The 25,008-nt window shown below is 68.5% G+C and carries 19 protein-coding genes; 10 read left to right on the forward strand and 9 right to left on the reverse strand.

Annotated elements, in window-relative coordinates; all coding sequences use genetic code 11:
• The first annotated feature begins 90 nt into the window (after positions 1-90).
• Positions 91-1,047 carry a helix-turn-helix domain-containing protein gene (locus FHS42_RS23115; protein ID WP_184574972.1) on the forward strand — a complete coding sequence of 319 codons (957 nt, stop codon included), beginning with the start codon at positions 91-93 and terminating at the stop codon, positions 1,045-1,047.
• On the forward strand, positions 1,044-1,946 hold the full coding sequence (locus FHS42_RS23120) for an NmrA family NAD(P)-binding protein (protein WP_184574974.1): 903 nt from the start codon (positions 1,044-1,046) through the stop codon (positions 1,944-1,946). The genes FHS42_RS23115 and FHS42_RS23120 overlap by 4 nt, the downstream gene beginning before the upstream one ends.
• A 219-nt stretch (positions 1,947-2,165) precedes the next feature.
• On the opposite strand, the gene FHS42_RS23125 is transcribed toward FHS42_RS23120, so the two are convergent.
• The 5 genes from FHS42_RS23125 to FHS42_RS37390 all read right to left on the reverse strand — a co-directional run bounded on the left by FHS42_RS23125 (position 2,166) and on the right by FHS42_RS37390 (position 7,586).
• Positions 2,166-3,155, reverse strand: a complete 990-nt coding sequence (locus FHS42_RS23125) for a zinc-dependent alcohol dehydrogenase family protein (RefSeq protein WP_184574976.1) — start codon at positions 3,153-3,155, stop codon at positions 2,166-2,168.
• On the reverse strand, positions 3,152-4,012 hold the full coding sequence (locus FHS42_RS23130; protein ID WP_184575290.1) for a carbohydrate ABC transporter permease: 861 nt from the start codon (positions 4,010-4,012) through the stop codon (positions 3,152-3,154). The genes FHS42_RS23125 and FHS42_RS23130 overlap by 4 nt, the downstream gene beginning before the upstream one ends.
• 50 nt (positions 4,013-4,062) lie before the next feature.
• Positions 4,063-5,073 (reverse strand): carbohydrate ABC transporter permease, encoded by a 1,011-nt coding sequence (locus FHS42_RS23135; RefSeq protein ID WP_184574978.1) that lies wholly within the window; start codon positions 5,071-5,073, stop codon positions 4,063-4,065.
• Entirely contained in the window at positions 5,073-6,446 is a 1,374-nt protein-coding gene (locus FHS42_RS23140; protein WP_184574980.1) for an ABC transporter substrate-binding protein, read from the reverse strand. Before FHS42_RS23140 ends, FHS42_RS23135 begins: the two co-directional genes overlap by 1 nt.
• Before the next feature lie 378 nt (positions 6,447-6,824).
• Positions 6,825-7,586 carry a DeoR/GlpR family DNA-binding transcription regulator gene (locus tag FHS42_RS37390; protein WP_184574981.1) on the reverse strand — a complete coding sequence of 254 codons (762 nt, stop codon included), beginning with the start codon at positions 7,584-7,586 and terminating at the stop codon, positions 6,825-6,827.
• A 319-nt stretch (positions 7,587-7,905) separates the two neighbouring features.
• Here FHS42_RS37390 and FHS42_RS23150 point away from each other — a divergent pair, with 319 nt between their 5' ends.
• Positions 7,906-9,603, forward strand: a complete 1,698-nt coding sequence (locus tag FHS42_RS23150; protein WP_184574983.1) for a hypothetical protein — start codon at positions 7,906-7,908, stop codon at positions 9,601-9,603.
• Positions 9,604-9,647: 44 nt separating this feature from the next.
• The gene (locus tag FHS42_RS23155) at positions 9,648-10,622 is read left to right on the forward strand and encodes an acetylxylan esterase (RefSeq protein ID WP_184574985.1); all 975 of its coding nucleotides are present in this window, start codon (positions 9,648-9,650) and stop codon (positions 10,620-10,622) included.
• A 118-nt stretch (positions 10,623-10,740) separates the two neighbouring features.
• On the opposite strand, the gene FHS42_RS23160 is transcribed toward FHS42_RS23155, so the two are convergent.
• On the reverse strand, positions 10,741-11,565 hold the full coding sequence (locus tag FHS42_RS23160; protein WP_184574987.1) for an SDR family NAD(P)-dependent oxidoreductase: 825 nt from the start codon (positions 11,563-11,565) through the stop codon (positions 10,741-10,743).
• Between the two features lie 168 nt (positions 11,566-11,733).
• Between FHS42_RS23160 and FHS42_RS23165 the strand changes: the two genes are divergently transcribed.
• Complete coding sequence (locus FHS42_RS23165; protein ID WP_312867002.1) at positions 11,734-12,420, forward strand: TetR/AcrR family transcriptional regulator; 687 nt, start codon at positions 11,734-11,736, stop codon at positions 12,418-12,420.
• Between the two features lie 110 nt (positions 12,421-12,530).
• Here the strand turns inward: FHS42_RS23165 and FHS42_RS23170 are convergent, their stop codons facing one another.
• A complete protein-coding gene (locus FHS42_RS23170; RefSeq protein WP_184574989.1) occupies positions 12,531-14,342 on the reverse strand; it encodes an ABC transporter ATP-binding protein in 1,812 nt (603 codons plus the stop codon).
• Positions 14,343-14,455: 113 nt separating this feature from the next.
• On the opposite strand from FHS42_RS23170, the gene FHS42_RS23175 reads away from it, so the two are divergent.
• Together FHS42_RS23175 and FHS42_RS23180 are read left to right on the forward strand one after the other, a co-directional pair.
• Positions 14,456-14,908, forward strand: a complete 453-nt coding sequence (locus FHS42_RS23175; RefSeq protein ID WP_184574991.1) for a MarR family winged helix-turn-helix transcriptional regulator — start codon at positions 14,456-14,458, stop codon at positions 14,906-14,908.
• 253 nt (positions 14,909-15,161) lie between these two features.
• Entirely contained in the window at positions 15,162-16,625 is a 1,464-nt protein-coding gene (locus tag FHS42_RS23180; RefSeq protein ID WP_184574993.1) for a Gfo/Idh/MocA family protein, read from the forward strand.
• A 134-nt stretch (positions 16,626-16,759) separates the two neighbouring features.
• On the opposite strand, the gene FHS42_RS23185 is transcribed toward FHS42_RS23180, so the two are convergent.
• A complete protein-coding gene (locus tag FHS42_RS23185; protein WP_246495309.1) occupies positions 16,760-17,491 on the reverse strand; it encodes a L,D-transpeptidase family protein in 732 nt (243 codons plus the stop codon).
• 184 nt (positions 17,492-17,675) lie between these two features.
• On the opposite strand from FHS42_RS23185, the gene FHS42_RS23190 reads away from it, so the two are divergent.
• A complete protein-coding gene (locus FHS42_RS23190) occupies positions 17,676-19,676 on the forward strand; it encodes an ABC transporter transmembrane domain-containing protein (RefSeq protein WP_184574997.1) in 2,001 nt (666 codons plus the stop codon).
• Positions 19,673-21,454 carry an ABC transporter ATP-binding protein gene (locus FHS42_RS23195; RefSeq protein ID WP_184574999.1) on the forward strand — a complete coding sequence of 594 codons (1,782 nt, stop codon included), beginning with the start codon at positions 19,673-19,675 and terminating at the stop codon, positions 21,452-21,454. Before FHS42_RS23190 ends, FHS42_RS23195 begins: the two co-directional genes overlap by 4 nt.
• An 89-nt stretch (positions 21,455-21,543) precedes the next feature.
• Here FHS42_RS23195 and FHS42_RS23200 read toward each other — a convergent pair whose 3' ends face one another.
• A complete protein-coding gene (locus FHS42_RS23200) occupies positions 21,544-22,335 on the reverse strand; it encodes a metal-dependent hydrolase (protein ID WP_184575001.1) in 792 nt (263 codons plus the stop codon).
• A gap of 136 nt (positions 22,336-22,471) precedes the next feature.
• Here FHS42_RS23200 and FHS42_RS23205 point away from each other — a divergent pair, with 136 nt between their 5' ends.
• Positions 22,472-24,985, forward strand: a complete 2,514-nt coding sequence (locus FHS42_RS23205; protein ID WP_184575003.1) for a DEAD/DEAH box helicase — start codon at positions 22,472-22,474, stop codon at positions 24,983-24,985.
• Positions 24,986-25,008 lie beyond the last annotated feature (23 nt).

A 25,008-nucleotide genomic window follows, 5' to 3' on the forward strand; every position in this document is an offset into this window, starting at 1 on the left:
CGCACACAGGGGTGCCCGTCCGCGTGGGCCGCCGGGGGTGGGGGTCACACTCCTACCCGGCTCCTGCCGCCTTCCTCGTACCGTCGAGGCATGGACACATTCCGCATGGACCCGCAGGGCGGAGCGCTAGCCGAATATCTGCGTGCCCGGCGAGGGCAGGTGCGTCCCGAGCAGCATGGGCTGGCGCCAGGGGGTGAGCGTCAGGTGCCAGGGCTGCGCCGTGACGAGGTGGCGATGCTGGCCGGCATCAGCACCGACTACTACGTACGTCTCGAACAGGGCAGGGAGCGCCGCCCCTCCCGCACGGTGCTGACCGGGTTGTCGCAGGCGCTGCTTCTCGACCCTGCCGCCGCGCGCTATCTCCGCGAGCTGGTCATCGCGAACGAGGCGGATGAAGCGAACGAGGCGGGCGGTGGACCCGGCCCGGAGCGGTTGGAGGCGGTGCAACGCCTGCTCGACTCGTTCACCGTGCCTGGGCTGCTACTGAACCGCTGGCTCGACGTGGTAGCCACCAACACCTTGGGCGAGCTGCTCCACGAGGGGCTGGAGCACCGGGAGAACTACGCACGCATGGTGTTCCTCGCTGCGGGAGCCCCCAAGTTCTTCATCGACTGGCCCGCGTTCGCCCGCTGCACGGTGGCGGCACTGCGTGCCAACGCAGGCTTGGAGGCGGGATCGGCCAAGCTGGCGGGCCTGGTGGGCGAACTCGCCGTACGAAGTGACCAGTTCAGTACGGCATGGGCCCAGCATCACGTCTATGAGAAGGCGGTCGATCACAAACTGTTCCGGCATCCCCTGGTCGGGCCGGTCGCGTTCGACCAGCACGTGCTGGAGCTGCCCGGCAGTGGCGGTCACCAGATCTGGGCCTACCACCCCGCCGACGACGCCACCGCCGACGCGCTGGTCCGGCTCGGCGCGCTGACCACGCTGTCACCCTCCGCGGCCGATGCAGTCGATGCAGTCGATGCAGTCGGGGAGAGCAGAACGCATGAACCGCCGGCGAACCGCCTTGTTGCGCCGCCGGCACACCTACGCAGAAAGGCATGACCGTGTACGTCATCACCGGGGCCAGCGGCCGGACCGGACGGGCCGCGGCACTGCGGCTGTTGGAACAAGGTCAGACGGTACGAGTCGTCGGCCGCACAGCGCAGCGGCTCACCGAGTTGGCCGAGCTGGGTGCCCACATTCATGAGGCGGACCCAAGCGACCCCGACGCCTTGGCCGTCGCCTTCGAAGGGGCCGAAGCCGTCTACGCCGTGATTCAGCCCAACTACCTACCGGACCATCCCGACTTCGGGGCCTTCCAGGACCAGATCGCGGCATCGCTCACGGAGGCTGTCGCGTCATCCGGCGTGCCGCGCGTCGTCGCATTGAGCAGTTGGGGAGCACAGCACGCCACGGGGACCGGTCCTGTGAAGGGCCTACACCGCTTTGAGCACCGCCTTTCCGCCGTATCCGGTACGAAGATGATGTGGCTGCGTGCGGGCTACTTCATGGAGAACCTGCTCAGCCATGTCGCATCGGTCCGCACCAGCCGGCAGATCATCGCGCCCTTCCGGCCCGATGTGCCACTGCCCCTGGTGACCACTGGGGACGTGGGAGCCATCGCAGCCGACCTGCTGCGGCAACCGTGGACGGGCACGCAGGTTCGGGAGCTGCCGGGCGAGCGGGACGTGACCATGCAGGAGGTCACTCGCGTTATCGGCGCGGCGACCGGCCTACCGGAGCTGGCCTACGAGCAGTGCAGCATCGCCTCCTTCCGCGAGGCGCTCTGCCGCGCGGGCACCTCCGCCAATGTGGCGGAGATGATGGTCGAGGTGACCGAAGCCGTGAACTCCGGCCATCTGCACATGGCACAGCCTCGGTCGCTCTCCCCAGCGGGGGCCACTTCCCTGGAGACGTTTGTACGGGCCCAGTTTCTGCCCCGCTACCACGCACAGCCTTGACCGACCCGGCCGCACAGGACCCGCGCGCTCGGTAGCACGCGCACGCTGGGCAGCACACTCACGGCCAGCAGCACCCGCACGCTCGGCAGCACCGCCCGGTCAGCAGCACGCGCACCGAGCGCACCGCGCCCGGGCTTGTGGTGCGGCGCCCCCGGCGGCACGCGACACGACACACGCTGCACACAGCACGCAGCGGGGGCACCAATCGATCATGGCGTGTTACGGCACCACCACGATCTTGCGGCCGAGGCCCGCCTGGAATCTCTCCAGCGCCTGCGGGTACCGCTCCAGCGGCATGCGGTCGCTGATGAACACCCCCGGGTCGAGTACCCCGGTCGCGAACAGGGCCGCTGCCCGCTCGTAGCTGTGCAGTACGGCCATCGAACCGGTGATGGTGATCTCCTGGTTGTAGATGCGGTACGGCTCGATGACCGCGGTCGTGGCGTAGTCCGCTACCCCGAACTGAAGGAAGGTCCCCGCTTTCGCGACTCTGCGTAGACCTTCTTGGATGGCCGCCGCGTGTCCGGTGGCGTCGATGACCACGTCCCAACCTCGCGGCTGCTCCAACTCCTGGACGGTGGCTGCCGCCCGGGAGCAGCCAAGCAGCCGGGCGGTGGCCAATCGCTCCGGGTTGAGGTCGAGCACATCGACGCTGACGGCGCCGGTGCGCTTGGCCAGTTCCAGCATCATCAGGCCCATCGTGCCACTGCCGTAGATGAGCACCTCGGCTCCGAGGTGGTTGCCGAGCACGTCGTAGCCCCGTACAGCGCAGGAAAGCGGCTCGATGAGTGCCGCGTCCTGAAGGCTCACATGGTCGGGCAGCCGGATGCAGTTGGCGACCGGCGCGAGGGCGTATTCGGCGGCCCCACCGGCCACCGATACGCCGATGGCGGCCCAGTTGTCGCACAGGTTGCCTCGCCCCACGCGGCAGTAGCGACACGCGTGGCAGTACAGGGACGGGTCCACCGCGACCCGGTCGCCGATGACCAACTCGGTCACCTCTCGGCCCAGTCCGACCACCTCGCCGGCGAACTCGTGTCCGGGCACGATCGGCAGCGTGGGCGCGAACTCCCCCTCTACGATGTGCAGGTCGGTACCGCACAGTCCGCAGGCCGCGACGGCCACGACGACCTCGCGCGGCCCAGGCGTGGGGTCGGGCACGGTGGTCACGGTGACCTTGCCGATGGCCTCGATGAGTGCGGTCCTCATTTCACTGCTCCTAGCGAAAGGCCCTGGACAAGCTTGTCCTGGGCGGCGAATCCGGCGGCGAGCACCGGGAGGGAGATCACTACAGACGCGGCGCAGACCTTGGCCAGGAACAGGCCCTGGCTGGTGATGAAGCTCGTGAGGAAGACCGGCGCGGTCTGCGCCCTGACGCCGGTCAGCACACGAGCGAAAAGCATCTCGTTCCAGCTGAAGATGAAGCAGATCAGCGAGGTGGCGGCGATGCCCGGGCCGGCGATGGGGGCCACTACCCGAGCCAAGATGGTGCGCAGTGGTGCCCCGTCGATCTGTGCTGCCTCGATGATCGCCACCGGGATGTCGGCCAGGAAGGACTGCATCATCCACACGGCGATCGGCAGGTTCATCGAGGTGTAGAGGATGACCAGCAGCCAGATGTTGTCCAGCAGGCCGGCGTTCTTGGCGAAGAGGTAGACCGGTAGCAGCCCGGCTACAGCCGGCAGCATTTTCGTGGACAGGAAGAAGAACAGCACGTCCGTCCATTTGCGGACGGGCCGAAGTGACAGCGCGTACGCGGCCGGCAGCGCGAGCACCAAGACGAGCAGCGTGGAACACACGCTCGCAGTCAGCGAGTTGATCAGCGGGGGCCAGGGGCTGGCGCCGCCGTTTGTGCCGAAGAACTCGCGGTAGCCATCCCAGGTCAGCGAGGCGCCCAGGGACGGTGGGTTGGTGGCAGCGTCGGTCTCGGAGTGCAGGGAGGTCAGCACCATCCAGGCCACGGGGAGGAAGAACAAAATGCCGGCCAGCCAGGCCAGCAGGCCCAGTGCGGCGCCCCTGCGCCGGGCCTTGGCCTGCGGGCCGGTGCGCAACCGAACCCGGGCCATCCACGAGCGGGGCGCGGGCGCTGCCGAGGCGTCGGCGGCGGTGGTGGTGGTCATGAGCGGGACGCCCCCTCGGTGAACAGCGATGAGACCACCCGCAGCGCGAAGGTCGCGATGATGATCGAGCCGATGACCACGAGCACACCGGCGGCGGACGCCTGCCCGTACTCGTGTGCTTGGTAGAAGGTCTGGTAGATGGTGTAGGGCAGGTTCGCCGTGTCCAGACCACCCGATGTGATGGTGAACACCGCGTCGAAGTTCTGCACGATGTAGACCGAGCCGAGGAGTACGCCCAACTCCAGATAGCGGCGCAGATGTGGCAGGGTCAGGTAGCGGAAGATCTGCCAGTTGCCCGCGCCGTCGATGCGGGCCGCCTCGATCATGTCCAGCGGCCGGCTTTGCAGCCCCGCCAGCAGGATCAGCATCATGAACGGCGTCCACTGCCACACCAAGGACGCTTCCACGGCGAGCAGCGGCATCTCCGACACCCAGTCCGGCTGTGGCGGTGTGTCATCACCGAAGCGTTCGGCCACCCAGGACAGGGCGCCGTTGAACAACCCGTACTCGGGGTTGTAGAGAGCGTGTTTCCACAGCAGCGCGGCGGCGACCGGCACCACCAGGAAGGGCGCGATGAGGAGCGTACGGACCACTCCGCGGCCCCGGAACTTGCGGTCAAGCAGCAGCGCGAGCAGCAGTCCGAGCACGACGGTGGTGAGTACGACCGTGGCGGTCAACACGGCGGTGGTGAGCACCGATTCGCGTAGTGCGGCGTCTTGGGCGGCGTGCTGATAGTTGCTCAATCCGGTGAAGTGCCGTTCGTCCGGGTCCAGGGAGTTCCAGTCGAAGAGGGAGATCACCAAGGTGGCGACGAAAGGGAGTTGGGTGACGGCGATCAGGAAGACCAGGGCAGGCAGCAGCGGGGCGCGGGTCGCCCACGCCTTGAGGCGGCCCGGTGCCCGCGGCGGTGTGGTGGATGGCGACGGTGAGATGGGCGGCTGCGGGGTGCTCGCGGTGGCGGTCCGCGGCCCGATGGACGGGGGTGGTGCGGCGGACGGAGTGGTCATCAGTCCTGGTACTCCTTGCCGACCTGCTCGGCCATCTTCTGTGAGCTGCGCAGTGCGTCGCTGACCGACTGTCGTCCGGCGATGGCGGCGCTGATCTCCTGGGAGACCTTGGTGCCGAGGTCGGTGAACTCGGGTATGCCAACAAACTGGATGCCGGCTACGGGCCGGGGTTGGACGCCTGGGTCGCGCGGCCTGGTAGCGCTGATGGAGCGGTGGGTGATGTCGGCGAACGCCGTGGCGGCGGCGCGATACTCGGGACGGGCGTAGGTGGATGCGCGCTTGCCGGCCGGCACGTTGGCCCAGCCGCTTTCGCGGCCGACCAGTGCCTCGTACTCCTTGCTGGATGCCCAGGAGATGAACCGCCAGGCGTCGTCGGGCTTCTTGGAAGCCTTCTGTAGCCCCCAGGCCCAGGTGTAGAGCCAGCCGGCGGACGGCGTCTTGACGACCGGCGCCTTCACATAGCCGACCTTGCCCTTGACGGGGGACTTCGCTGCCTCTAGCGAACCGGCGGCGGCTGTGGCGTCGTACCACATGGCGCTCTTGCCCTGGGTCATGTTGTTCAGGCACTCCGCGTAGCCGGACTGTGCGGCGCCTGACTGGCCGTGTTTGCGCACCAAATCGACGTAGAACTCGGTCGCCTTGACGAACTCGGGCTCGGTCAGTTGCGCCTGCCAGTCCGCGTTGAACCAGGTGCCGCCGAAGGTGTTCACGACGGTGGTCAGTGGCGCGGTCAGCTCGCCCCAACCCGGCAGCCCACGCAGGCAGATGCCCTTCATGCCGGGGCGTGCGCCGTCGGTCTTCGCGGCCAGTGCCGCCACTTGCTGCCAGGTCGGCTCGGCGGGCATGGTCAGGCCGCGTTCGGCGAACACGTCCTTGCGGTACATCAGGAAGGACGACTCCCCGTAGAACGGCTCGGCGTAGACCTTTCCATCGTCGGCGGTCAGCGACTGCCGTACGGGCGCGAGGATGTCCCGCTGATCGAAGGACGTGTCCTTGGCGAGATAGGGGCCCAGGTCGTGCAGCCAGCCGTGGTCGGAGAAGAACGGCACTTCGAAGTTGCTGATGGTGGCGACGTCGTACTGCCCCGCCTGATTGGAGAAGTCCTGACTGATCTTGTCGCGGACGTCGTTCTCCGGCAGTACCGTGAAGTTGACCTCGATGCCGGTCTCTTCGGTGAAGTGCCGCTTGGTCAGCCGCTGCAATTCGGTCATCTGCGGGTTGTTCACCATCAGGACATTGATGGCGTCCCCGCCGAAGAGCGATGAGCCACCGGCTCCGACGTACCCTTCGCAGCCGGCGCACGCCGCGATGAGCGCCCCCGCCGAGGCGACGGCGACCAGCGCGCGGACACCGCGTCGGGTGTGGCTGGGCATAAGACTCTCCCCCGTGAATCGGTCTGCTAGGCGACTGGTGAAGGCTGCTATCTGAGCCTGCCCAGCACGAACCGAGCGGCACGAAGCGAGCAGCATGAAACGAGCGGCGCGACACGCGGCGGGGCCCGGGCATGCGGCACGCCACACGGGGCCTGGCGAGGACGGGTCACCGCGCGGGCCAAGGAGCAGCGCGGGGCTACAGCGGCAGTACGGGGCTACGGAGCGGCACAGGTCGGGTAGCGGTGCGGGCGGTGCTGCACTCGTGGTGTGGCGGACAGGCGGGTCGTCATAGGGACAGGGCTAGCCGGGACGGGGAGGCGCACCGTACGAACGGTGTGAGGGGATGTCGCCGTACGGGAGATCTCGGGACGGGGGCGGTCACACCCGCAGCACCTGGGGCCCGAGCAGGGCGTAGCGGTGGGCCTCGGCCAGCGGCAAGCCGGTGTCGGTGATGATGGCCTCGAATTCTTGGGCTTCGGCGAACCGACAGAAGCTGACGGCGCCGAACTTGGTGTGCACGCCGGCGAAGATCCGGCGTCGGGCCGCCCGCATCACCTGTGCTTTGACCTCACTGACGGCCGGGTCGGGCGTGGTCAGCCCGTACTGTCGGGAGATGCCGTTGGCGCCGATGAACGCCAGGTCGATCACGAAGCCCCGGAGCATGTGCGTGGCCCAGTGATCGACGGTGGCTAACGTGCCTCCCCTGACCCGGCCGCCGAGTAATAACGCGGTGATGCGCTCACTGGCCGCAAGCCCGCTCGCGGTGGCGAGCGAGGAGGTGATCACGGTCAATGGCCGCTCGCGGGGCAGGGCCTGTGCGATCAGTTGAGGCGTGAATCCCTCGTCGATGTAGACCGTCTCAGCGTCACCGACGAGCTCGCTGGCGGCTACCGCGATGCGCGTCTTTTCGGCGACGTGCATGGTGGTGCGAAAGGCGAGCGTCGTCTCATAGCCGGCGCTTTCCACGGGGTACGCGCCGCCATGGGTACGCCGCATCAGGCCGCGGTTTTCCATGGTGTGCAAATCGCGCCGTACGGTCTCCTTCGACACTCCCAACTTGTTCGCCAGCTCCACGACGAGGACGGAACCGGTGTCACGGGCCAGTTCGAGAATCGTGCGTCGGCGTTCCTCGGCGTCCACGGGGACTCTCCCATCCGACGAGCTGCGCTGCCCGTTCGGGCACCTGAAGAGAGTTGTACAAGGGTTGTTGGGATGCTGGCCAGGCCAGGCACCGGACCACTCACGCCCGCATCTGCCCGTTTCACGCCCGGGATAGCCGCAGGCCAGTGGCGCATCGGCGGGTCTTGCCGGGGGTCTGTGATGCCCGTTCGCGGGCGCTGACGCGCCCGTCTGTTGCCCGATTGTTTCGAGTGATCCCCCCGCACCCACCCCCAACGGCTTTCTGACGCTCCCCACGGGTGGCCCCCAGGACCACGCCTCGAACGGATACGGTGCTGCTATGGCAAACAACGGGGCAGGAACGGCGAGCGCGTCGGGATACGCCCTGCTCATCGCGGCAGGACCGACGGGCAGGCAACGGGCGATGGATACGGCCGCCGCACTGGCACCGCTGGCGGCCGTGGCACCGGCGGTGCTCCTTGATACCGCGGGCGGCGCGCAGGTGGTTCAGCTCGTCGATCCCGATGAACCGCACACGGTGCTGGCCCATCTGCGCACGGCCGCCGCGCATCCCGGGCCGGTGCTGGTGTACGTGGTCGGCCAGTTGATGCTGGACAGCAAGCAGCAGCTCCCCCACCTGGCGCTGGCTCGTACGGTCCCCAAGACGGCCCGTTACACCGCGCTGCCCTGGCATTGGCTGCTCTCGGAGCTGGGGCACCGGCCGATGGGGAGTACCACCGTCTTCGCCGACCTGGTCGCCGACGAGGCCACCTGGCCCACGTTGACCGCCGAGCGGCTGGCGACCGGGCTCACGGTGTACGGGTGCGTCGCTCCGCCGCCACGGCGCCGCCAGCTCAGTACGCCGCACTACACGCGTGCCGTGGCGGCGGCGCTCCGCGCGGCCACCGTCCGCCCTGCGCTGGTTCAGTTGCACCAGCATGCGGTCGAGCAGTCCGGGCTCGGTCGTGGCTCCGAACTTCTCATCTCGCCGCACCAGGCCGTGATGGGTTCGCCAGGTGACCGGCCGCCGCTGCCCGCCGCGTTGGCGGATATGCCTCCTGTGGATGCGGTGGACCAGCCGTGGCAAGCGGCGATGCTGGAACAGCCGGCGGCACCGTCGAGGGAAGCGGGCTCGCTGCCCACGGCGCTGCCGGAACCGGGGCGTGTGCCGCAGTTCGAGCAGCGCCCCGGCGCGGGGGCTGCGCCCACATCGGGTCACCAGGTGCCAGGGGTGGCGGGCGAGGCGCCGCCGGCCGCGTCCGATCGGTTGCCGGCCGTGGCGTCCGCGCCGCCGACTGCCGCACCGCCGCCAGCTTCCTCGCCGCCGCAGGCTTCCGCACCGCCGCACGCGTCCTGGCCGGCGCCCGACTCACAGCAGGCCCCCGGTTACCCAACGGCCCCTGGCCCCACGCCGGCCGAGCTGGGTTTTGCACCAGGCGGTGCCGCCCCCGCGTGGCCCGGCTCGGCGCCTACGACGCCCGCGCGGGGAGGCGAAGGGAACGCGGCGGCCGAGCCCGCTGACGCGCTACCTTCCGTCCCGGCCGCCCGTGCGGCCGAGCCATCGCCCTCGCGCCCCACCGCCGCACCGGCGACCACAGCCGAAGCCGCCCACGATCCGCACGGCGCCATACTGGAAGCCGCCCGTGCTGGGCGCCACAGTGAGGCCGCCGCGATGGCCGCGGCCTGGGAGCAGGATGCGTTCCGGTCGGCGGGGCCCGACTCGCCCCAAGCGCTGCACTGGCTTGAGGTACGCGCCGACCTGGCCCGGCTCGCCGGCGACCCGGCACGCGCCAGTGAGCTGTGGATGGCAGCCGCTACCACCCGGCTCAGTGCGGGCCAGGCCGAGGACCAGCCCGATGTGGAAAGCGCGGTGGACCGGGCGCACCATCAGTGGCAGCACGTAAGCGACCCGGCCCGAGCTCGGGCGCTGGCAACGGAGCTGATTGCGCTACGTACCCGCGTGCCGGGGCGCAGACCTGGTGCGTTGCAAGCGATCCAGGCGAGAGTGGAGAGTCTGCGCGCCGTACGGGCGAGCTGAGGCGGCGCAGCCCACACCAGCGTTGACGAGCGGAGGCCCGCGCCGTGTTCATGGATCTTCCCCTTGACGCGCTCCGTACCTACCGACCGCCGCTGCCCGAGCCGCCCGGCTTCGACGCCTTTTGGAGGCGCACCATCGCCGAGGCGCGGGACCATCCGCTCGACGCCGACTTCACTGAGTACGACGCGGGTCTCGCCCTGCTGGACACCTACGACGTCACGTTCTCGGGCTTCGGCGGACACCGCGTCCGCGGCTGGCTACTGGCTCCCAAGGGCGCGCCGGGTGCCGTCGAGTCGCTGCCTTGTGTGGTGCAGTACCTCGGGTACGGCGGCGGGCGCGCGCTGCCGTACGACTGGCTGCTGTGGCCGGCGGCCGGATATGTGACGTTCGTGATGGACACCCGCGGCCAGTCCGGCATCGGCCGGCCCGGCGACACCCCGGACCCGGTCGGGGCGGCAGGCCCCGCGGTGCCGGGGATGGTGACCAAGGGCATCCTCGATCCGGACGACTACTACTACCGACGGCTGTACACCGATGCGGTACGGGCCGTTGAGGCCGCACGGACCCATCCGGCCGTGGACCCGGACCGCATTGTCGTCGCAGGGCATAGCCAGGGCGGAGTGCTGGCCATGGTGGCGGCGGCCCTGGCGCCCGGCATTGCGGGCGCCTTGATCGATATGCCGTTCCTCACGGATATCCGGCGTGCCATCGAGATCACCGACGCGGAGCCGTATGCGGAATTGGCCCGTTACTGTGCTGGCCAACGCCGGCACGTACAGCAGGTGTTGCGCACGCTCGATCACTTCGATGGGCTCAACTTCGCCGTGCGCGCCACCGTTCCCGCGTTGTTTTCCACGGCGCTCCGCGACCCGATCACCCCCACCTCCACGGGCTTCGCCGCGCATCAGCACTACGCTGGAGACAAGGAATTGTTGGTGTGGCAGTTCAACGGCCATGAGGGCGGGGGGCCGCACCAACAGGTTGAACACATCCGGTTCCTGCGCCAACTGTTCGGCTGACGCACGCGAGCTGTTCGGGTGTTGCACCCGGCCTTTACCACCCCGGCCCGTCACCTGCTCTCACAGCGTGGAGCGGGCGCCATCTGGCGCCCACCTCACTGCCCTGCCGTTGCTGCGGTCACTCCCCCAGCAGCCGCTGGGTCAGGTCGCGCAGTCGCATCGCTGATCTCTCATCGAAGTCCGGGGCAGCTAGGTTGATCTGCTGGGACCGTACGAAGGCGCTGACCGGTGCGGCCGGCGGGCTGTCGATACGGGCCACGATCGGCACGATGCCCTCCGCCACGGGCCTGCCGGTCTGCTGTAGCTGCGCGACGTGCCGAGCGGACTCGGCGTCGTACTCCCCGGAGAAACTGGTGGCCACGCCACCGGGGTGCACCAGCACATAACGAGTGCGCGTCGCGGGGTAGGTGGCGGCGAAGGCGACGCCGAGCAAGTCGTTGGCCACGCCGGCATGCAGTTGGGCCGCCGCTCCGTGGTAGCCGTGCTGGAAGCCGAAGTCGTCCCAGCGGATTTCGCCCTTCGCCATGCCAGGGCCCGAGACATTCACGATCACCGGCGCGTCCGCCTTCTCCAGCAAGGTCCGCAGCCCGTGGCTGAGCAGGAAGCGGCTCAGGTACTCCAGCGCGAAGGTGCCCTCGAACCCGTCCGCTGTCTCCCAGCGCGTCGAACGGAAGTACCGCGCGCACAGCACCAGCGCGTCCACCGCCGGCAGCGTCACCGCTATCTCGTCGATGGTCTTCCTGTTCTCCGCCACCAGGCTGAGATCGGCCCGCAGGAAATGCACGCGTTCGCCCGCACCGATCTCACGCGCCTGCGCGAGGATCGCCTCCCCCTTGCGCGGATCGCGGCCCACGATGGTCACCCGGTCGCCCCGCCGCAGATAGGTCAGCGCGATGGCCTTGCCCATCCCATCGGTCCCCCCGGAAATCACCAGATTTTTCATGCACGGTCTCCTCGCTGGCGGTGGACGCACGCCCGGAGGGCGTCTTGGGCACTCCAGAACTGAACCACCCGGTTCAATTCAGTGGCCCCACTAGTAATGCACAACGACTACGACCATGCAATTGGACCCATTGGTTCAGAGTGCTGTGACAGTCGGTACGATGCCCAGGTGAGCGAAGTGAGTTCCCCGCAGACGGCGGGAGCAGGCGCCCCACGGGGACGGATCGACAAGCGGCACGCGATTTTGGGCGCCGCCTTCACGGTGTTCGCGCGTGAGGGATACGGCCAGGCTTGCGTGCGGGTCATCGCGGCCGAGGCGGGAGTCGCCAAGCCCACCGTGTACAACCACCTCGGCGACAAGGAGAACCTGTTTCGGCACGCCATGGAGGCGGCGGGCGCACGTGCGCTGACCGCCAGCCTGGCCGTGGTCGCGGAGCTTCGCGCCGAGGGTGCCACGGCCGACGACGCGGCTGCCTTGAGCGCGACGCTCGAAGATGTGGGCTACCGCCTGCTGCTGTGCTCCTGCGACGAACGCTCCTGGGCGCTACGCCGACTGCTGTACGCCGAGGTCGGCAAGTTCCCCGAACTGCTGGACTCCGTGTGGGGTCACGGAACTCACCGGGTACAGGAAGCGCTGGCCGACCGGTTCGCGCGGCTCACCCTGGCCGGGCGGCTGCACACGGCCGATCCCGCGCAGGCCGCCGAGCAGTTCTTCGCCCTACTCACCGGCCCCATGGAGGCCCGCTCGCGCCTGGGCACCCGCCCGGTTTCCGACGCCGAGGCGCGCGAGGTCGCCCGCGCCGCGGTACGCACCTTCCTGCGCGCGTTCGGGCCAGGGCCTGACGAGACCGCGTAAGCCACCACGACCAGCGCCACGACGTGCGCGCGGGCACTCGGTACAGACGGTTATGAGCACCAGACGGCCGCTATCCCCTGGTGCTCCGAGGCGCGGCGTCGCCCTTCGGATCATCTGGCCGGTATCGCCGCAGGCAACTTGGCGTCCCGGCGCACAAGTTGCGCGTACCGGCCCTGGCTCAGCATGAGTTCCTCGTGCGTACCGCTCTCGGCGATGACACCGCCGTCGAGGACGACGATCTGGTCCGCGTCGCGCACGGTCGAGAGCCGATGCGCGATGGTGAGGGTGGTGCGGTTGGCCGCGAGGGCGTCGATGGCCCGCTGCACGGCGTGCTCGGTGCGAGTGTCCAGCGCGCTGGTGGCCTCGTCGAGGATCAGCACGGGTGGATCGCGCAGAATCGTTCGTGCGATAGCGAGCCGCTGTTTCTCCCCTCCCGAGAACCGGTACCCACGCTCGCCAACGAGGGTGTCGTAACCATCGGGCAGGGACGCGATGTGGTCGTGGATCTGGGCCGCCTCGGCCGCGGCGCGCAACTCCTCATCGGTCGCGTCGGGCTTGGCGAAGCGCAGGTTGTCGGCCACCGACGCATGGAAGAGATACGTTTCTTGGGAGACGACGCCGACCGCACGAGCCAGCGTGTCGAAGCTCAGATCTCGAACATCCACCCCGTCGATGAGCACCCGCCCACCGGTGACGTCGTAGAGCCGGGGCACGAGATAGCTCAGCGTGCTCTTGCCCGACCCGGTGGGCCCGACCACGGCCAGGCTGCCTCCTGCGGGCACCGTGAGGTCGATGCTCCGCAATGTGCGCTCGGTCGCCTCCGGGTCGTAGGAGAAGTCCACGCCGTCAAAGCGCACCTCGCCACGCACCTGCTCCAGGTGCACCGGTTGCTCCGGCTCGGCGATGTCCACCGAGAGGTCGAGGTACTCGAAGATGCGGTGGAACAGCGCGAGCGAGGTCTGCATCTGCACACCGGTGGACAGCAAACTCACCGTTGGCCGGAACAGACCCTGCTGGAGGGAGACAAAGGCGACGAGGGTGCCGATCGAAAGGCCCGGGCCGCCCGTCTGGAGCGCCATCCCGGCCGTCCAGTAGATGATCGCGGGCATGGCCGCCATGACGATCCCGATCGTTGACATCCGCCAACGGCCGGCCATGCTGGAGCGCACCTCAAGATCGACGAGCCGCTCGGACTCGCGGGTGAACTCCTGAGTGAGCGAGTCCGCCCGGCCCATGGTCCGGCCGAGCAGGATGCCGCTGACCGACAGCGACTCGGTGACGAGCGCGGCCATCGCCGCCATCTGCTTCTGCCGCTGCGAGGTGATCCTCTTGCGCTCCCTGCCGACCCGGCGACTGATCCACACGAAGACGGGAAGCAGGCAGAGGGAGACCACGGTCAGCCGCCAGTCGAGCGCGAGCATCGCCACGATGCTCGCAATGACGCTGGTCAGGTTGGAGACCAGCGAGGTAGCGGTGGAGGTGACGGTGGCCTGCATGCCGCCGATGTCGTTGGCGATGCGGGACTGCACCTCGCCGGTGCGCGTGCGAGTGAAGAAGGCCAGCGGCATGCGCTGGAGCCGGTCGTAGACGGCAGCACGTAGATCGTGCATCACCCGCTGGCCTACGGTGGTGGAGATCAGGGTCTGTAGGACGCCGAAGACGCTGGTGACGACGGCTGCGAGGATCATGCCGCACACGAGCAGCGTCAACAGGCCCGAGCGTCCTTCGGGGATGGCGGTGTCGAGCACCTCGCGGAGCATGAAAGGCGAGGCCACGGAGACCAGTGATGAGGCAGCCACCAACAGCCCGACCAGGGCGAGCCGACCTCGGTAGGGACGGAAGAGGCGAAGAATACGCCGGACCTGTGCGGGCTCTTCCGGGTCAGCAGCGGGCGGGACCCACTGTGGTTCGTCGTCGCGCATGGACCCCTTCCGAAGGTGTGGACGCTTGCCGACCGCCTGCCGGCGCGATTTACCGAGCATAGCTCATTGTTACCTAGGCTCACAATGAGCTTTGTCCTGATAAGATTCGGGCCATGCCCACCTCCGACGCCTCCGGTCACCTCGCCGAGCAGCTTCTGCGCCTCACTCGCAGACTGCACCGTGCGCACAAGTGCTATCTGGAACCGTTGGGCATCACTCCCGCACAGGCCCGGTTGCTGCGCACCGTGGCGCAGTACGACGCCGAGCCGCCGCGCATGGCCGACTTGGCCGCACGGCTTGAGGTCGTACCGCGTGCGGTGACGACGCTGGTGGACGCCCTGGAGACGAACGGCGTGGTGCGCCGTGCGGCCGATCCGGCGAACCGGCGGGTGGTGCGGATCGAGCTGACAGAAGCCGGCCGCGCGACGCTACGCGCGCTACACCGAGCGCGTCGATCCGCGGCGGAGGACATCCTGGCACCGCTCAGTGAGCACGATCGGGCCTTGCTCGGCGGCTTGCTCGACACCCTCGCGGACTGCCCGGACGACCGCGACAGCCGCCGCTGAGCCCGACTGCGTCCCCGGCCTTGGCCTAACGGGGGTCCTGCGGCCGTAAGCCGGGGCCCTGCGGGGGCCATGAGCCGCGCGCACCGGGCCGTAGGAAGCGCAGCGAGCCGATGCCCCGGTACCCGGCTCCCGACGAAAGTCCAACCCTTCCCGCCAAGAGTCCAGTTCCGCCTCTTGTGGCACACGGCTCACACCCGCCAGGGTCTGACACGATCTCCGCACGCCACGCGCCGTCAGCTTTCCAGGAGGCTCGATGAACGAGGCAACACCCCACGACCCCAGCAACCTCACCGACACGGAGGCCAGCGCCGTCTCCGATGGCCCCGCACCCAGCCGCCGTTCGGTGCTGTGGACGGCGAGCGCCGCCGGGGCCGGGCTCGGCCTCGGCGGCCTGGGAGCGCAACAGGCGGCGGCGCACGGCGCGCAGACAGCGGACGACACACCGGCGGACGAAGCCGCGTCGCCGCAGCAGCGCGGCACGACCATGATCGGCGTGCCCTTCGAGCGGCGCAGCACCGTACGAGTGGGCATCATCGGCCTGGGGCAGCGCGGCGGCAGCATGATCGACCTGTTTCTCGCATTGCCGGGCGTACGCGTCATCGCGCTCTGTGATCCGGTGCGGGAAAAGGCCGAGAAAGCCGCCCGGAAGGTCACGGCAGCGGGACAGCCCGCCCCGGCCATCTACGCCAAGAACGACCACGATTTCGAGAACCTGTGCAAGCGCTCAGACCTTGACTTCGTCTATGTGGCAACGCCCTGGGACTCGCATTTCGACATGTGCAAAACGGCCATGCTGCACGGCAAGCATGTCGGCGTGGAGTGCCCGCTGGCCATGGAGTTGTCCCAGTTGTGGGAGCTCGTCAATATCTCCGAGCGCACCCGTCGGCACTGTTTGCAGTTGGAGAACTGCGCGTACGGCAGAAATGAGATGCGGGTGCTGCGCATGGCACACGCGGGCTTGTTTGGCGACTTGCTACACGGCGCCGGCGCGTACATCCACGACCTGCGCGGGCTGATGTTCTCGCCCACGTACTACGAAGGGCCATGGCGCCGCCTGTGGCACACCAGGCTACGCGGCGACCTCTACCCGAACCACGGTTTCGGCCCGGTCGCCAACTACATGGACGTGAACCGGAGCGACCGCGCCGTACGAATCAGCACGTTCGGCTCGCCCACCGGCGGTCTGGCGGCCTACCGCAAGGACCATATGCCGCCGGGCGACCCGAGCTGGAAGGAGTCGTACGTCGGCAGCGATATGTCGATCAGCCTCGTACAGACGGCGAAGGGCCGCGTCATACGGCTGGAGCACTGCGTCTCCAACCCCCATCCGTACAGCCGTCTCAACATCCTCGGTGGGACCAAGGGAGTATTCGAGGACTATCCGGAACGCATTTACCTGGAACCGGACAACAACGACGACCAGTGGGGTGATTTCGCGGCGTACGCGGATTGGGACCATTGGCTCTGGAAGGAACACGCCAATCCGCCGGGCGGCCACGGCGGCATGGATTACATCATGCTGTTCCGGGTGATGCAGTGCATGCGACTCGGACTCGTCCCCGACTTCGACGTTTACGACGCGGCAACCTGGACCGCGCCGGTGCCGCTGAGTCACGCCTCCATCAAGGCCAACGGCGCGCCGCAGGCGATACCTGACTTCACCCGGGGTTTGTGGAAGAAGGCACGGCCGGGCATCGATTCGCAAAAACCGGAATAACCGCCGGCTGGTGCGCGGCCCGGCCTTCGCGCGGCAGGCCGCGCACCTATGCACGGCGGGCTAGCCTTGACGGGCACGGCCCGTGCGCCCAAGTGCGACGTACGGGACGCCAGCGCGGATCGCATGTCGCCGCGTCAGGCAGCCAACTGCTGCTTGTCCCCCATCACCACGACGGGATGCCGCGCCGGGTCAAGGTGCTTGAGCAGGTACTCCATCCCCGCCTTTGGCAGGCTCACACAGCCTGACGTGCCGCTCCCGTGGTCCAGATGTAGCCAGATGCTGCCGCCCTTGCGGCGACCCTGGGGGCGGGTCGGGTCCAGTGGCGAGGTACCCGTGAGGCGGTTGTAGTCGATCGCGATGACGTAGTCGAAGTCGTGCCAATGGGTCTTGGGCCAGTAGTGCGGGGCTGCGAAGGCGGCGGCGTGGTGGTACGGCAGCTCGGCGCCGGGATTGGGCAGCACACCGCCCGCGTCGCTGAGCGCGAACACGCCCACCGGGCTGCGCTTATCGTCCTCACGGTGGTGGGTCGTCCAGCCCCGCCTGCCGTTGTGAGCGGACCAGGACCGGTCACGCTTCCAGGTGTCGCCGTCCTTGGTGTAGAGCACCACTGTGGCATCGGCCGAGTTCTCGCCCCTGCCGTAGACGGCCACCACCTGCCGCGTCACACCGGGTATCTTCGCCGCCAGCTTGTCCCCCACATGTGGGATGCGCCGTGGGTCCGCCGAGGAAGACGCCTTTGGCCCCGCCTGCTTCGCGCCGTCGCCCGCCGGCCCCTTGTCTTTGCCACCGTTGCCCTCGCAACCGGCCAGCAGGCCGGCAGCCAGCACGGCCACCACCGTCCCGCGCACCACACCCGACATTCGCATGGCTCCCATCGTCGCACCCCTTCGCCGGGACCACGGCAGCACCCGGGGACCGATCGGCCCGAACCGCCCGCTGCCCGGGAAAACCAGTTGAATTCGCTCCGCTCGGAAGGCGAACCTGTCACGTCTCCCGCCCCTGCTTCCTGCTTCCTGCTTCCTGTCGAATTCATCGCTAGCTCGGGATGTCATGCAAATTCGAGATCTGCCGTTCCCCGATCCCGGCCACCCCGATGCGCGCTCCGGCCCCCGCCTGCTGATCTGGCTGGGCAAACAACAGCGGCGCCAACAGGTGGTGGCCGCCTTGTGGGGCACGCTGCACATGGCGGCCCTCGCCTGCCTGCCCTTGGCCCTCGGTCTCGGCGTACAGGCCGTGGTAGACCGCTCCGGCGAACGACTGGCGCTGGCCGGTGGGCTGTTGCTCGTGCTCGGTGCGCTCGCGGCGGCCGGTGACACGATGCTGCACCGGGTGGCCATCACCAACTGGATCACGGTGGCCGCCCGGCTACAGCAACTCCTGGCCCGCAAAGCAGCCGAACTCGGTTCCGCACTGACCCGCCGGGTCGCCGCCGGCGAGGTCGTCGCCGTCTCCACCGGGGACGTGGAGAAGATCGGCTGGTTCGTAGAAACCCTCTCTCGCTTCGCGGCAGCGGTGGTGACCACCGTCGTGGTGTGCGTGAGCCTGATCATCTACCAGCCCGCTCTCGGCATGGTGATCGCCATCGGCGTCCCGTTGCTGACGCTCGGTGTACTGCCGCTGCTGCCGTATGCCACCCGGCGGGCCGACGTTCAGCGGGAGAAGGCCGGCCGGGCCACAGAGCTCGCCGCCGACACCGTGGCGGGCCTACGGGTACTGCGCGGCATCGGCGGCGAAGAATTGTTCCTCGACCGCTATCGTGCGGCCTCCCAGGAAGTCAGAGCCGCAGCAGTGCGCAGTGCCCGAATGTGGGCACTGATCGCCGCCGTACAGGTTGCGCTTCCGGGACTGCTGCTGATTGCCGTCGTCTGGTACGGGGTCGGGCTGGCTCAGGACGGCCGGATCGGCGTCGGCGAACTGGTCACGGTCTACGGCGCCGTCACCTTCCTCCTTTTTCCTCTGCGGCACTTCGAAGAGATCGCCATGGCCTACTCCTTCTCCCGGCCGTCCGCGCAGCGCGCCGCCCAGGTACTGGCGTTGCAGCGTTCGGGCCGGGCGCCCACGTCAACCGACGTGCACGCGTTCGGCGCCAACACCGGCGACGATCCAGTGGAACTCGGCGGGGACCTGTACGACCCGGCGACCGGCCTCCTCGCGCCCGCCGGGCAACTGACGCTCGTCGTGTGCGGCGACCCAGACGCGGCGGGGCGCCTGGCCGACCGGTTGGGAGGCCACGCACCAGGCGTACCCGAGCCGGCCAAACTCGCCACCGACACACACGAGGAAGCCGACGAGGCAAACACAGCAAACACAGCAGACAGGGCAGCACATACGGCCGCGGCGAGTGACGTTGCGCGGCAGAACGACAACCCCACGGCGCGGCCCGACACCCCGCCGGCATCCGGCGCGCCCTCGGTACTGCTCGGCGGTATCGCACTGGATGACCTTCCGCTGATCGCCGCACGAGCGGCAGTGCTTGTCCAGGACAAGGACCCGGTGCTCCTCTCGGGGACACTCGGCGAACTGCTCGACGTGCCCTGTTCCGGCACGGTCTCCGCCCAAGAGGCATTGGACGCCGCGCAGTGCGGCGACGTACTCACGGCCCTGGCGCAGGCGGCGGACGATGGCTCAGGCGACCCGGAGCGGGCCAAGATCACTGAACGTGGGCGCTCCCTTTCCGGTGGGCAGCGGCAGCGGTTGGCCTTGGCCAGGTCGCTGGTGACCGATCCGGGTGTACTGGTCCTCGACGAACCCACCTCCGCCGTGGACTCGCACACCGAAGCCCGGATCGCCGATGGTCTACGTCGGCTGCGCACCGGCCGCACGACGGTCGTCTTCGCCTCCAGTCCTCTACTGCTCGACCGTGCCGACCGGGTGGTGTTCGTCCCTGACGGCGCCGTTGCGGACGTCGGCACCCACCGCGAACTGCTGCTCACCAACCCGGCGTACCGCGCGGTGGTGACTCGCCAAAGTGACGAGGAGCCGGTGGCGGTCGCGCCGGGCGGCAGTACCCACCAGACCACCGAGGCCCGCAAGATCGAGGAGTCGGCATGATCGGCGTAGCACCGCCGGAGTACGACCCGGCCGCCCCGGAGTCGGCTACCACCCTGCCTGTCGGCTCGACGCTGACCGTGCGGAGTTACGTACGCGAACTGCTGCTCCGCCACCGCCGCGCTTTCGGGCTGCTCATGCTGGTCAACACCGTCGCCGTGCTGGCATCGATGGTCGGGCCTTACCTGCTGGGCGGCATGGTGGAGGACCTCGCGGCGGGCGAGGACGACGTCGCGCTCGGCCGCACCGTTGCCCTGTTCGCACTGGCCCTGGCCGTGCAGACGGTATTCGTGCACCAGGTGCGGTTGCGTGGCGCGATCCTCGGTGAGCAGATGTTGGCGGACCTGCGCGAGGACTTCCTGGTGCGCTCGGTGGGTCTGCCGCCGGGAGTGTTGGAGCGGGCGGGGACCGGGGATCTGCTGTCGCGGATCACGACCGATATCGACCGTCTTGCGAACGCCATGCGCGAGGCCGTGCCACAGCTCGCGGTCGGTGTGGTGTGGACAGGGCTGTTGCTCGGCGCAATCACCGCGACCGCGCCGCCGCTGGGCCTGGCCGTCCTGGTGGCGCTGCCGGTACTGCTGGTCGGTTGCCGCTGGTACTTCCGCAGGGCGCCGAGCGCCTACCGTTCGGAGGCCGCCGGGTACGCGGCCGTCGCCGCCACGCTGGCCGAGATGGTGGATGCCGGCCGCACCATCGAGACGCACCGGCTCGGCAGCCGCCGAGTGACTCTTTCCGATCGCCGGATACGCGAGTGGACGAGTTGGGAGCGGTACACGCTCTGGCTGCGCACGGTGCTCTTCCCGGTGATCAGCGGGGCACATGTGCTGATCCTGGCCTCGGTTTTGATCCTGGGCGGTGCCTTCGTCCTGGAGGGCTGGCTCTCGGTCGGCCAACTCACCACGGGGGCGCTGCTGGCACAGATGCTGGTCGAGCCTGTGGGCCTCATTTTGCGCTGGTACGACGAGTTGCAGATCGCTCAGGTGTCGCTGGCCCGATTGGTAGGCGTACGGGAAATCGAGCCTGAGGACACGGACGGCGCAGCGACACCGGAAGGCCGGGACATGCGCGCTGACGAGGTGCGCTTCGGCTACCGGGCGGGAACCGATGTGTTGCACGACGTGACCCTCGCGGTGCGGCCAGGGACACGGATGGCATTGGTCGGGCCCTCCGGGGCAGGCAAGTCCACGCTGGGGAGACTGCTCGCGGGGATCTATGCGCCACGCACGGGCGAGGTCACCCTCGGCGGTGCCGAGCTGGCGCGGATGCCAGCCGAGCAGGTGCGCCAGCAGGTTGCGCTCGTCAACCAGGAGCACCATGTGTTCGTGGGTTCCCTGCGGGACAACCTGCGGCTGGCCCGTACCGGCGCGGTGGATCGCGAGCTGTGGGCAGCGCTGTCCGCGGTGGACGCGGATGGGTGGGCCCGGGCGCTGGAGGGTGGTCTCGAAGCGGAGGTCGGCTCGGGTGGCCTCACTTTGACGCCCGCGCAGGCCCAGCAGGTCGCGCTGGCCCGACTGGTGCTCGCTGACCCCCACACGCTGGTGCTGGACGAGGCGACATCGCTGCTCGATCCGCGTGCGGCGCGACACCTGGAACGCTCGTTGGCCCGGGTGCTTGAGGGACGGACCGTGGTGGCCATCGCGCACCGGCTGCACACCGCGCACGATGCGGATGTGATCGCGGTGGTCGAGGACGGCCGTATCAGCGAGCTGGGCGGACACGACGAACTGATCGCAGCCAACGGTGCGTACGCCGCGCTCTGGCGCTCCTGGCACCAGTGAGCTCATTGCCGGTGCGTCGCGCGCCCTTCGGGGCGGGCGGCGCACCGGTTGCGACCTGGGCACTCCCGGGCTCGCGCACCAGCGGCAGGTCACAGGAAGCCGAGCGCTCCGAGTCCGCCTACGCCGCCCAAGAGCATGAAGACAGGCATCAAAACCTTGAGCTCGATCCAGCTTCCGGCACGAAAGCGCATCATCCTTGGCGGGCCGAGCGGATACCACCGCTTGCGGCCGATCGGAATGGGCCACAAGATCGGGCAGCCGGACACGGTCAGCGCATCGCCGATGTCGTGCACCAAAGCGCCGAGCACGATCGGCAGGCCCAGCCACAGATACTCCTGGCCGGCCCCGGTGAACAGCCAGTCCGAGCCGTTGCCCGGCTTGTTGAGGATGTCGGCGAGAATCCAGGCGCTGGTTGCTCCCAGGAGCCAGACCAGGACGTCGCTGGAGACGCGGGCCATGCGCCACAGCAGCCCCTCGACCGCGAGCACCATGTGCACAAAGAGCAGACCAAGCACAGCCCAGCGGCCACCGGTCACGGCCAGCGCCGAGGCGCCTCCGCCGATCAGCATGGCCCACACCCAGGTGTGCGTGAGCGTGCGATGTCCGCCGGAGCGGCGCGGATCGCCTGCTTTTCGGGTGGCCTGATAGGTGGCGTGGGAGATACGGTCGATCACCTCGCACAGGCCACGCGAGAGAGGTCCGAAGGCGCGGGATATGGTCGCCGATTTGTGGTCCAGGTCCGGGGCTAGCGCGGCCCCGGCGCAGATCAGCGCGCCGACGACGAGCACGGGCCAGGGCATGGGGTGCCCGGCGGCCCCGGTTGCCGCGCCCACCCCCAGCCAGGCTGCCGCTCCGGACAGCGAATGCGCCGGTCCCATCATCGTCGTTCCCCGCCCCTGCTCGCGCCCGCGCCTCGGCGGGTGGTCTTCTCATCGGCCCGGCACAGCCTAGCTGCGAACGATCTTCGTCAGCACAGCCGGTTCCCGCCTGAAGGCCAAGAGCAGGCAGTATGGGGGCGTGACTCTTATCGATCAGATGCCGAGCGACGCCAACCCCGATGCCCTCTTCGAGACCTTCTCGACGTGGGTGGAGGAACGGGGCATCTCGCTCTACCCCGCTCAGGAGGAGGCACTGATCGAGGTGGTCTCCGGGTCGAATGTCATCTTGTCCACGCCCACCGGCTCGGGGAAGAGCCTGGTTGCGGCAGGGGCGCACTTCGCGGCGTTGGCGCGCGATGAGGTGACCTTCTATACCGCTCCGATCAAGGCGCTGGTCTCGGAGAAGTTCTTTGAGCTGTGCAAGATGTTCGGCACCGAGAACGTGGGCATGCTGACCGGCGATGCGTCCGTGAACGCCGACGCTCCGATCATTTGCTGCACCGCCGAGGTGCTGGCGTCCATCGCACTGCGGGATGGAAAGAACGCTGACGTGGGTCAGGTGGTGATGGATGAGTTCCACTTCTACGCGGAGCCAGACCGCGGGTGGGCCTGGCAGATCCCGATCATTGAGTTGCCGCAGGCGCAGTTTGTACTGATGTCGGCGACGCTGGGCGACGTCACACGGTTCGAGGGGGACCTCACCCGGCGTACCGGGCGGCCGACCGCCGTGGTCCGCTCGGCCACCAGGCCGGTACCGCTGAGCTACGAGTACCGAACGACGACACTCACCGAGACGCTGACCGAACTGCTGGAAACGCGCCAGGCCCCGGTCTACATCGTGCACTTCACCCAGGCCGCGGCCGTGGAGCGGGCGCAGGCCCTGATGAGCATCAATATGTGCTCGCGCGACGAGAAGGACGAGATCGCGGCGCTGATCGGAAAATTCCGATTCACCACCAAGTTCGGCCGCAACCTCTCGCGCTATGTCCGGCACGGCATCGGAGTGCACCACGCGGGGATGTTGCCCAAGTACCGACGGCTGGTGGAACGGCTTGCGCAGGCCGGTTTGCTGAAGGTGATCTGCGGTACGGACACGCTTGGCGTCGGCGTCAATGTGCCCATTAGGACGGTGCTGTTCACGGCGCTGACCAAGTACGACGGGCAGCGGGTGCGCACACTGCGCGCCCGTGAGTTTCACCAGATCGCCGGGCGCGCCGGGCGAGCCGGATTCGATACCGCCGGGTTTGTGGTGGCGCAGGCCCCCGAGCACGTGGTGGAGAACGAGAAGGCACTGACGAAGGCCGGTGACGATCCGAAGAAGCGCCGCAGGGTGGTCCGTAAGAAGGCACCCGAGGGCTTTGTGAGTTGGGGACAGAACACCTTTGAGAAGCTGATCGCCGCCGACCCTGAGCCGCTCACTTCCCGGTTCCGCGTGACGCACACCATGCTCCTTGCGATCATCGCCCGGCCGGGCAACGCGTTCGAGGCGATGCGCCGGCTGCTGGAAGACAACCACGAGCCGCGCAAGAACCAACTTCGGCACATCCGCCGCGCCATTGCCATCTATCGGTCCCTGCTGGATGGCGGTGTGGTCGAGCAGTTGGACAAGCCTGACGCCGACGGCAGGATCGTCCGGCTGACCGTCGATTTGCAGGCGGACTTCGCGCTCAATCAGCCGCTGTCTACGTTCGCACTTGCCTCGTTCGAGCTGTTGGACCCGGAGTCTCCCTCGTATGCCCTGGACATGGTGTCCGTCGTCGAATCGACGCTCGATGACCCCCGGCAGATTTTGGCCGCCCAGCAGAATAAGGCCAGGGGCGAGGCCGTGGCGCAAATGAAGGCGGACGGCGTCGAGTACGAGGAGCGGATGGAGCTTTTGCAGGACATCACCTATCCGCGTCCGCTGGAGGAGATCCTGTCGCACGCGTACGACGTGTACCGCAAGAGTCACCCGTGGGTGGGCGACCATCCGCTGTCGCCCAAGTCGGTGATTCGCGACATGTACGAGCGGGCGATGACGTTCACCGAATTCACCTCGTTCTACGATCTGGCGCGCACCGAGGGCATCGTGCTGCGCTACCTCGCCAGCGCGTACAAGGCTTTGGATCACACCGTGCCGGACGATTTGAAGTCGGACGACTTCGAGGATCTGATCGCCTGGCTCGGCGAGATGGTGCGGCAGGTGGACTCCAGCCTGCTGGATGAGTGGGAGCAACTCGCCAATCCGGAGGTGGAGTCGGCGGAGGAGGCGCAGGAGCGCGCGGACCAGGTCAAGCCGGTCACCGCGAACACCCGCGCTTTTCGGGTGTTGGTGCGCAACGCCATGTTCCGCCGGGTGGAGTTGGCCGCGCTGGACAAGGCGGACGAGTTGGGAGAGCTCGACGCGGAGTCGGGCTGGGACGCGGAAGCCTGGGGGCGGGCGCTGGACGCGTACTGGGATGAGTACCAGGAACTTGGCACCGGACCCGACGCGCGTGGCCCCAAGCTGCTGCGCATCGAGGAGCAGCCGGAGCACGGACTGTGGCGGGTGCGGCAGACCTTCGCCGATCCGAACGGCGACCACGACTGGGGCATCTCCGCCGAGGTGGACCTGGCCGCGTCGGACGAGGAAGGCCGGGCGGTGGTCCGCGTAACCGACGTGGGCCAGTTGTAACCTCCCACACGCCACTCGCGCCG

The organism is Streptomyces zagrosensis (assembly GCF_014203645.1).
In the GTDB taxonomy this organism is placed as follows: Bacteria; Actinomycetota; Actinomycetes; order Streptomycetales; family Streptomycetaceae; genus Streptomyces; species Streptomyces zagrosensis.